This is a genomic window from Kribbella catacumbae DSM 19601 (genome assembly GCF_000372465.1).
In the GTDB taxonomy this organism is placed as follows: domain Bacteria; phylum Actinomycetota; class Actinomycetes; order Propionibacteriales; family Kribbellaceae; genus Kribbella; species Kribbella catacumbae.
This window is the reverse complement of record NZ_AQUZ01000023.1, coordinates 126138-135835: the sequence shown is the minus strand read 5'-3', so window position 1 is coordinate 135835 and position 9698 is coordinate 126138. Positions and strand designations below refer to the sequence as shown.

Annotated in this window: 7 protein-coding genes and 2 pseudogenes; 6 read left to right on the top strand and 3 right to left on the bottom strand. The window is 66.6% G+C overall.

Annotation, left to right across the window (positions count from 1 at the left end):
- Positions 1–1217: cytochrome c oxidase subunit I (locus A3ES_RS48155; protein ID WP_020389313.1), on the top strand; the 1217-nt coding region annotated here is incomplete at its 5' end.
- Between the two features lie 46 nt (positions 1218–1263).
- Here A3ES_RS48155 and tal read toward each other — a convergent pair.
- The 3 genes from tal to A3ES_RS0123580 all read right to left on the bottom strand — a co-directional run bounded on the left by tal (position 1264) and on the right by A3ES_RS0123580 (position 4560).
- A complete protein-coding gene (gene tal / locus A3ES_RS48150; RefSeq protein WP_020389312.1) occupies positions 1264–2364 on the bottom strand; it encodes a transaldolase in 1101 nt (366 codons plus the stop codon).
- 43 nt (positions 2365–2407) lie between these two features.
- On the bottom strand, positions 2408–3160 hold the full coding sequence (locus A3ES_RS56205) for a hypothetical protein (RefSeq protein WP_020389311.1): 753 nt from the start codon (positions 3158–3160) through the stop codon (positions 2408–2410).
- 161 nt (positions 3161–3321) lie between these two features.
- Complete coding sequence (locus A3ES_RS0123580) at positions 3322–4560, bottom strand: PucR family transcriptional regulator (protein ID WP_020389310.1); 1239 nt, start codon at positions 4558–4560, stop codon at positions 3322–3324.
- A gap of 177 nt (positions 4561–4737) precedes the next feature.
- On the opposite strand from A3ES_RS0123580, the gene A3ES_RS48140 reads away from it, so the two are divergent.
- The 5 genes and pseudogenes from A3ES_RS48140 (at position 4738) to A3ES_RS0123560 (ending at position 9693) form a co-directional block, all read left to right on the top strand.
- On the top strand, positions 4738–5730 hold the full coding sequence (locus A3ES_RS48140; RefSeq protein WP_083933631.1) for a universal stress protein: 993 nt from the start codon (positions 4738–4740) through the stop codon (positions 5728–5730).
- Positions 5727–8483 (top strand): pyruvate dehydrogenase (acetyl-transferring), homodimeric type, encoded by a 2757-nt coding sequence (aceE, locus tag A3ES_RS0123570; protein WP_020389308.1) that lies wholly within the window; start codon positions 5727–5729, stop codon positions 8481–8483. The genes A3ES_RS48140 and aceE overlap by 4 nt, the downstream gene beginning before the upstream one ends.
- A 45-nt stretch (positions 8484–8528) precedes the next feature.
- Positions 8529–8681: pseudogene (locus A3ES_RS56200) on the top strand (NAD-dependent epimerase/dehydratase family protein); the annotation flags it as partial.
- A gap of 34 nt (positions 8682–8715) precedes the next feature.
- A pseudogene (locus A3ES_RS0123565) lies at positions 8716–9189 on the top strand (cation transporting ATPase C-terminal domain-containing protein); the annotation flags it as partial.
- Between the two features lie 72 nt (positions 9190–9261).
- Positions 9262–9693, top strand: coding sequence for a hypothetical protein (locus A3ES_RS0123560; protein WP_026163136.1), 432 nt, complete (start codon positions 9262–9264; stop codon positions 9691–9693).
- Positions 9694–9698 lie beyond the last annotated feature (5 nt).

The following is a 9698-nucleotide window of genomic DNA, read 5'->3' as shown; positions in this document are numbered from 1 at the left end:
TCGTCACCACGATCATCACCATGCGGGCCCCCGGGATGACGATGTTCCGGATGCCGATCTTCACCTGGAACATCCTGGTGACCTCGATCCTGGTCCTGATCGCCTTCCCGATCCTGGCCGGTGCGCTGCTGATGCTCGAGGCGGACAGGCTACTCGGGGCGCACGTCTTCGACGCCGCGAANGGCGGGCCACTGCTGTGGCAGCACCTGTTCTGGTTCTTCGGTCATCCCGAGGTCTACATCATCGCGCTGCCGTTCTTCGGCATCATCACCGAGATCCTGCCGGTCTTCAGCCGCAAGCCCGTCTTCGGCTACATCGGCCTGGTCGCCGCGACGCTGTGGATCGCCGTCCTCTCGGTGGCGGTGTGGGCGCACCACATGTTTGTCACCGGCGCGGTCAGCCTGCCGTTCTTCTCGTTCATGTCGTTCCTGATCGCGGTGCCGACCGGGGTGAAGTTCTTCAACTGGATCGGCACGATGTGGGGCGGCTCGGTGTCGTTCGAGACCCCGATGCTGTGGTCGGTCGGTTTCCTCACCACCTTCTTGTTCGGTGGTCTGACCGGCGTCATCTTGGCCTCACCGGTCCTGGACTACCAGGTCACCGACACCTACTTCGTGGTCGCGCACTTCCACTACGTGGTGTTCGGCACGGTGGTGTTCGCGATGTTCGCGGGCTTNTANTNCTGGTGGCCCAAGATGACCGGCCGGATGCTGGACGAGAAGCTCGGCAAGCTGCACTTCTGGCTGCTGTTCATCGGCTTCCACACGACGTTCCTGGTGCAGCACTGGCTGGGCGTCGAGGGCATGCCGCGGCGCTACGCGTCGTACGGGGCGAACGAGGGCTTCACCACGCTGAACCAGGTGTCCAGCGTCGGTGCCTTCATCCTCGGGGCCTCAACGTTGCCGTTCCTCTACAACGTGTACAAGTCGCGCAAGGCCCCGCCGGTCGGTGTCGACGACCCGTGGGGCTGGGGCCGCTCGCTGGAGTGGGCCACCAGCTGCCCGCCGCCGCGGCACAACTTCGTCAGCCTGCCGCGGATCCGGTCGGAGAGCCCTGCCTTCGACCGACACCACCCGGAACTGGCGCTCGCGGAGTACCCGGACAGCGGCGCTCCCCGCGACAACCTCCTGGACGCCGGCGACGACGAAGGACGTGTGGAAAACCTGGAGGAGAACGTCGAACAACAACTCCCCAAGGCGCCAGGCTCCGGGCGATGATCCCACCGAGTGACCACAACCCCGGCTGGACATACTGCGGCCGGGTTCACCGCTGGGCTTCCGCCAGCTCCGTCAGGTTCGCCAGTACGTCCCGGTAGGCCTTTTCGAAGCTGGCGATGCCGTTGTCCTCCAGGGTGCGACCCACGGCGGCCATGTCGATTCCGACTGTCGCCAACCCCAGCATCAGTTCTGCGGCCTGCGGCACACCGGCGTCGACGGCGCGAGCCATCGTGCCGTGATCCTCGAAGGCGGCGATGGTTGCTTCAGGCAAGGTTGTGACAGTGTCAGGGCCGATGAGCTCCTCGACATAGCGGGTGTCGCGGTCCACAGGGTTCTTGGTGGATGTCGAGGCCCACAGCGGTCGCTGGATATCCGCGCCCAGGCCGGCGAGCCGGTGCCAACGGTCAGTAGCGAACTGTTCGGTGAACAACCGGTAGGCCAGCTTGGCCTGCGCGACCGCGGCTTGGCCGCGCAGGGCGAGCGCCTCATCGGTCCCGAGCGCCTCGAGTCGCTGGTCAACCTCGGTATCGACCCGGCTGACGAAAAACGAGGCGACGCTGGAGATCGTCGAGGGATCGCCCCCGTTCGAGGTGAACCTCTCCAGCCCGGACAGATAGGCCTCGATGATCTCGGCGTAGCGGGACAGGGAAAACAGCAGCGTCACGTTGACGCTGCTCCCTTCGCCGGTCAACGTTTCGACGGCGGCGACACCTTCGGCAGTTGCGGGAATCTTCACGAGCAGATTGGGTTCGGCGATACGACGGCGCAGCCACCGCGCGGCGGCGATCGTGCCGGGCGCGTCGTGAGCGAGCTCGGGAGACACCTCCACGGACACGAACCCGTCGACGCAGTCACCGCCGTCGAAGACAGGCCGCAGCACGGCTAGCGCCTGACTGGCGTCGGAGATCACTAACTCCCAGTAGGCCTCGTCCACCGACCTGCCGGCCGCCATCAGCGCCGAGAACTGCTCGTCGTAGTCGTGCGAACCCGAGATGCTCCGGGCGAAGATCGACGGGTTCGCGGTGACGCCGCGGATCCCGTCGGCGACCATGCGCGCCAGGGTGCCGTCACGCAGATAGGCCCGGGTGAGGTTGTCCAGCCACGGGCTCTGACCGTAGTAGCTGTAGAGGTGTTCAAGCTTAGCCATCGCGTTCCTGGTTTCCCTGGCAGCTGCCAGCGGTGGTGATTGTTCAGTTGTCCGTGTCGTGGAGCAGGCGGTCCCAGTCAATGCGGGCCCGACCGGCCGCGCTGTCTCCCAGGACGAACCTGCTCGGGTCGCCGGCTGCTCTCGGTCCTGATGCCAGCCACGCTGCCATGCCGTGGGCCGTGCGGCGCTCGATCTCGTCGAGATATGCCCGGCGCTCATCGACGATCCGTAACCGTTGCGCCTGCGAACTGGCCCTTTGCAGAGCCGAGAAGCTAGCCCGCCATGCCAGGCACAAGGCGTCGTCGCTCAGGGCATCCGGCGCGATGTCAGGCTTGGATGCCTGGTCTGGTTCGGTCGCCAGGATGGCTGCTGTCGCGGACCCTGACGAGCGCTCGGCAGGGTCCGGGTGAGCAGGCTGGGGTGACGAGCTGGTCAGGTGGCCATGATCGCTGAGCCAGCGCAGGCAGTAGCAAATCGCGTACGGCGACCCGCCTGCCGTGAGCGCCAGCAGCAGGACCGTTGTCGGGGCGCCCAGCAAGGTACCCAGGCCGACGAAGGAGACCGTGCCACCCGCGGAGAGGACGGTGCTACGAGCCACCATCCCTCGTCGATCTCCCCGAGACCGGGTCGGGCCGTCAGGGTTCTCCAAAGCGACCATGGCCACGACTCCACCCGTGAGGGCCGCGAGAACGGCCAGCAGGATGACCGTCGAGAGGGACCAGGTGAACGCTACGACGGTGCCCAGGGCGCCAAGCGCACCACAGAAGAACAGCCAGATGGCTCGATAGGCTCTCACGACAAACCTCCTTGCGGCGGCGGATCCCACGGTCTCGCCAGTACAGCTACAACCTTGTCGCGGCAAGGCGATGACAGATACGGCAACGATCGGCGAACCTGAGGCAGGTCTGTTGGCCGACGCCCGGCAAGGATGGCGCCCTTCGGCGGACCCAGCGTTGGCTAGGCGTGGGCCTCTGTGCCTGAGGGAATGTCCCGGGCAGGCCATTCGAGCAGGCGTGCGCCGAGGACGGCGATGTGCAGCGTGAACCGCTGTGCCGGGTCGCCTGGGTCGTGTCCGGTCAGGGTCTTGACCTTGTCCAGCCGGTAAGTGACAGTGCGGACCGACATGTTCAGGCGCCGGGCTGCCTCGGTGGCGACCTCACCGGTCGCGAAGTACGCCTCGAGGGTCTGCAGCAAGGGCTCAGCGCCACCGCGGGCCTTGGTGAGCGGACCGAGGACGGCCTGGATGAGATCGACGATGGCGGCTTGGTCGCGGATCAGAACCCGGTAGACGAGCATGTCGCGGGCATCGACCACGGGCGTCTCGAGTTGCAACCGCTCGGCCAGCATCAGCGCCTCACGCGCCTCCTCGTACGAGCGGGCGATGCCGTAGGAGCCGGGATAGGCGCGGCCCGCGGCTACCCGCCAGCTGCGACCGGCCCGGTGCCGGATCAATGCGTTGTGGACGAGTTCCCCGACGTCTTTGCCGGCATTGCGGGCCGACTTGGGGGCGGTTGCCGGGAGCAACATCACCAAAAGGCCTTCTTTGGTGGCGACCAGCACTTCGCGGTCCCCGAACTGATCGAGGATGAACCGCTCCAGCATGCCTGCTGTCGTGTCACCGTCGGGCAGCCCGTCCGCGGGAGACGCCAGAACCACAAGGTGGGGCCGACCGAGGTCGAGTCCGAACGGTTCGGCGCGCTCGACCATCCGGGAAACGTCGGGGTCGCCACGGAGTAAGTCGTCAACCAGTTCGCGGCGCAGCGATTCCTCCTGCCGGATCAGATCTTTGGTCGCCACCTGGTAGCTGTCGACGAGTACGGCGATCGCTTCCCCGACGGCTCTCAGTACCGCCTGGGCCGAGGCGCGGACTGTGTCGCGGTCGCGGTACGGCACGACATCGGGGAGGTCTCGCCACATCCGCCAGGCCGCGGACAGGTACAGGTCGACGACCCGTCCAGCTGGGATTCCCTGTTCGGCGGCGCGGCGCCCGAGTTCACGCACGATCGCCAACTCGTGCTCGCGCGGCCGACGCCCGGAAATGGCAGCATCCGCAAGCAAAGTTAGGTACTCGACCAGCAGCTCCAGCGGCGCCTGCGAATCCCCGGCGGCCGCCTGCGCAATCGCTGTCAGCCAGGCCTCGTCGGCGTTGCTCGGAGCGCTATCACTGAGACCTGGTAGCCCGCCGAAGTCGCTCATCTCACTCCCTCCGCGTGGGTTCGACGCAGGTGTGCGGTGCTGTCCCAGTAGAGCATCGTTGCCGGGCGTCGGCCATTAGGCCCGTCACAGGTTCGCCGATCGTTGCCGTACCTATCGCGTCGCCGGAACGGCACAGTCGAAACCGCAAGGCATCCAGAGCTGAAGCGGAGCGGCGACATGACGAAGACATCTGCGGTAAGCAATTGCGGCCGCCCGCCGGTGCTGGTCGGAGTCGACGGCTCGGTCTCCGCGCAGGGCGCGCTGGCCTGGGCCGCCGCGGAGGCATCGTCTCGGCGTTGCCCGCTGCGCATCATTCACACCCTCAACTCGCCGATGATCGGCAACGCGCTCGACATGATTTTTGCCGGCGACCTGAACGACGGTCTTCAATCAGCGGCTGAGTGGGTGCTGGCCGAAGCAGAGGCGCACGCGCGCCACGTTGCGCCCGGCATCAGAGTCAGCGGTGAGCTGTTCGCCGGCGGCGCTGCGCCGACGTTGCTGAGCCAGGCTCAGGGCGCCGCACTGGTGGTCGTAGGCAGCCGGGGTCTGGGCGGTTTCCGCGGCCTGCTGGTGGGGTCGGTGAGCGCTGCCGTGGCCACCCATGCACCGTGCCCGGTGATCGTCGTCCGCCCGCACCGAGACGGCACTGCGTTCCCGACCGTTCCGTCCGGCCGGGTCGTGGTCGGCGTCGACGGGTCGGAGGTCTCGACCGCGGCGATCCGGTTCGCCTTCCAGGAGGCCGCACGTCGCCGCGTCGGAGTCACTGCCGTGCACGCCGCGATGCCCACCCGGCAGCATCCGGCCCTGGTCGTCCCCGCGGAGATCGTCGAGCAGATCGAGCACCAACTGTTCACCGAAGCGATGGACAGCAGGCGAGCCCTCTTCCCTGGCATCGACCTGGAAGCGAAGCTCGTGCACAGTCATCCGGCCCAGGCGCTGATCGATGAATCTGATGGCGCCGAGTTGGTCGTGGTCGGTTCGCATGGGCGCGGCGGCTTCGCCGGCATGTTGCTGGGCTCGGTGAGCCAGGCGGTGTTGCAGCACGCAGCCTGCCCGGTCGCTGTGGTTCACCCTCAACGGACGAAGGCCATCAAGCCTCTGCCTGCGAACCACCGCAGACTCCAGCTCGCAGCACCGAACCGTTTCGCGGACCTGAAGGAGCTGTCATGACGTCCACGCCACAAGGCTTGCCGGAGAGTCTGGGGCTGAACAGCCAACTCCTCGATCTGGATCCCTCAGAGACCCAGGAATGGCTGGAATCACTGGACCAGGTCGTGGACCACGCCGGGCGTAACCGGGCGCGGTACCTGATGCTCAGCGTGCTGCAGCGCGCACGCGACCGGCGCGTCGGTGTGTCCAACCTGCGCAGCACCGACTACCTCAACACGATCGCCCCCGACGCCGAGCCCGACTTCCCTGGCGACGAGCAGGTCGAACGACGGATCCGCGCCTATAACCGCTGGAACGCCGCCGTCATGGTCCACCGGGCCCAGCGACCCGGCATCGGTGTCGGCGGGCACATCTCCACCTACGCCTCCGCCGCGGCGCTCTATGAGGTCGGGTTCAACCACTTCTTCCGCGGCCACGACGCGCCCGGCGGCGGCGACCAGATCTACTTCCAGGGCCATGCCTCCCCCGGCATCTACGCACGGGCGTTCCTGGAAGGTCGACTGACCAGCGACCAGCTCGACGGATTCCGCCAGGAACTCTCCCACGCCGGTACGGGCGGTGGCCTGCCGTCGTACCCGCACCCGCGTCTGATGCCGGACTTCTGGGAGTTCCCGACCGTCTCGATGGGGTTGGGTCCGATCAACGCGATCTACCAGGCCCGCTTCAACCGCTACCTGCACGCCCGCGGCCTCAAAGACACCAGCCGCCAGCGCGTGTGGGCATTCCTCGGCGACGGAGAGATGGACGAACCGGAGTCGCTCGGCGCGATCGGCGTCGCGGCCCGCGAAGAGCTCGACAACCTCACCTTCGTCGTCAACTGCAACCTGCAACGCCTCGATGGGCCGGTCCGTGGCAACGGCAAGATCATCCAGGAACTGGAGTCCTACTTCCGCGGCGCCGGCTGGAACGTCATCAAGGTGATCTGGGGCCGCGAATGGGACCCCCTGCTGGCCGCCGACACCGACGGCGCACTGCTGAACCTGATGAACACCACACCCGACGGGGACTTCCAGACCTTCAAGGCCGAGTCCGGCGCGTTCGTCCGCGAGCACTTCTTCGGCCGCGACCCCCGCACCGCCACGATGGTCGAGCACCTGTCCGACACCGAGCTCTGGAACCTCAAACGCGGCGGCCACGACTACCGCAAGCTGTACGCCGCTTACCGCGCGGCCGCCGAACACACCGGTCAGCCGACGGTGATCCTGGCCAAGACCATCAAGGGATGGACGCTTGGGTCCCACTTCGAGGGCCGCAACTCCACCCACCAGATGAAAAAGCTGACCCTCGAGGACCTCAAGGGATTCCGGGACCGGCTGTTCCTGGACATCCCCGACTCAGCCCTGGACGAGGTGAAGCCGCCCTACTACCGGCCGCCGGAGGACTCACCGGAACTCGAATATCTGCACGGGCGACGCCGCGCCATGGGTGGCTACCTGCCCGCGCGCAGAGTCCACAGCAAGCCCCTTGTGCTGCCCGACGTCGCGGCGTACGAGGTCGCCTTGCGCGGCTCCGGCCGGCAACAGGTCGCCACCACGATGGCATTCGTCCGGCTGCTCAAGGACCTCATGAAAGACCCACAGCTGGGTCACCGGTTCGTCCCGATCATCCCCGACGAAGCCCGCACCTTCGGGCTGGATTCGCTGTTCCCGTCCAAGAAGATCTACTCCCCCCACGGACAGAACTACCTGTCGGTGGACCGGGAACAGATCCTGAGCTACCAGGAAGACACCCACGGCGTTCTCCTGCATGAAGGCATCACCGAGGCCGGCTCCGCCGCCTCGTGGACCGCTGCCGGCACCTCGTACGCCACGCACGGCGAGCCGATGATCCCGCTCTACATCTTCTACTCGATGTTCGGTTTCCAGCGCACCGGCGACCAACTGTGGGCCGCGGCAGATCAGATGACCCGAGGATTCCTGCTCGGCGCCACGGCCGGCCGCACCACCCTCAACGGTGAAGGCCTGCAGCACCAAGACGGCCATTCGTTGCTGCTGGCATCGACCAACCCCGCGTGCATCGCGTACGACGCCGCGTACGCCTTCGAGCTCGGCCACATCACCGCCGACGCACTCCGCCGAATGTACGGCGAACCGCGCCCCGGCGAGGACCAGAACGTCTTCTACTACCTGACTCTCTACAACGAGCCGATCCCGCAGCCGGCCGAACCCGCCGACGTAGACATCGACGGCATTCTCGCCGGGATGCACCGCTACTCACCCGCTGCGTCCGGCGACGGCCCGAAGGCGCAGATCCTTGCCTCAGGCATCGCCATGCCCTGGGCAGTGCAAGCGCAACGCCTCCTGCAAACCGACTGGGGAGTCCAAGCCGACGTGTGGTCAGTCACCTCCTGGACCCAACTACGCCGCGATGCCCTCGCCGCCGAAGAGTGGAGCCTGGCCCATCCAGACCAGCCGCCCCGAATCCCCTACGCCACCCAACGGTTGAAGGAGACTGACGGTCCGGTTCTGGCTGTCTCCGACTGGATGCGGGCAGTACCTGACCAGATCGCACCGTTCGTACCCAAGCCCTGGGCCTCGCTGGGAACCGACGGGTTCGGCCACTCCGACACCCGTGAGGCCCTGCGCCGCCACTTCGGAGTGGACGCCCAGTCCATCGTCGTACGCGTCCTACAGCAACTGGCCGACTGCGGACAACTGGACGTAACGACGCCACGGCAGGCAATGACGATCTACCACCTGGGCAACGAAACCCATAGCCAACCCCGCAACAGCGGCGATGACGCATCACAGTAACGCCCAGCCCTCGACGACGGGACCCGACTCTTTCCAGGAGGAACCATGCGCGTCTTCATCGCCGGTGCAACCGGCGTCATCGGCCGTCGGCTGGTGCCACTGCTCACCTCGAAGGGCCACGAGGTCATCGGCTTGGCCCGCTCGTACGGCGCCGGCGTCGAAGTCGAGACGCTGGGAGCCAAGGTCGCCAAGGCCGACGCGCTGGACTCCGGCGGCCTGTGCCGGCCCACCAGCGACGTCCCTCGGAGTCGACCCGGTCAGCCAGAACGCGATGAATCGCCCACCCCGCCCAGCCCACGAACCGATCCTGACCCGTCAGCGGCTAGTCCGGATCTTGCTGACCAGTGCTGTGATGGCAGCCGGAACGATGGGCTTCGTCACGTTCGTGTTCTTCCAGATCTTCAACCTGCTCAACGTGCGACACGACACCAGAACCATCTTCAGTCGGGAGACCTTGGCCAACCACACGGCATTCATCGCAACCATCTCCGTGATCGCCCTGCTCACCCTTATCGTCGAGACAGACGCCCTGCATGGATTCTTCACCACCACCGACCTCGCCTTGGGTCAATGGCTCGCCTGTGCGGCGGTCGGAACGAGCATCCTGATGGTCGGAGAACTCGTGAAAGCCATCATCAGAACTCGTGATCGTCGCCGCCCTCTGCCCGCTGAGCAAGGCAACCCCGCCCAAACCACGGCGGTCTGAAGGATGTGTCGCGCGCCGGAACCGACCGTCACCTGATCGCGGATGCAGCATCACGGATCCCAGGAGGAACAGTTGAACGCCGCACCAGCCGCCGTAGCAACCGCCGTCGTCTTCGTCTGGCTCGGCATGGTGCTCGCGATCTCCTTCCTGGAGACGCCGCTCAAATTCCGCGCGCCCGGGGTCGACATTCCCATCGGGCTCGGCATCGGCCGCATCGTGTTTCGCGCGCTCAACCGCGCCGAGGTCGCTTTGGCGGTAGTGACGCTCTCGGCCATCGTCATGGGACGGCCGACCGGCTCCGTAGCGGCTCTCACCGCGGCGACCCTCGTCATCCTGGCTGGACAGCTCATCGTCATCCGGCCCCGTCTCAACCGGCGTACCGACCGCGTTCTCGGCGGTGACAACCCGCCCCGCTCGACCCTGCACCTTTACTACGTCGCCCTCGAGGCCGCCAAGGTGCTCGCCTTGGCTGCGCTGGGGATCGGCATCCTGATGGCGGGGTGACTAGC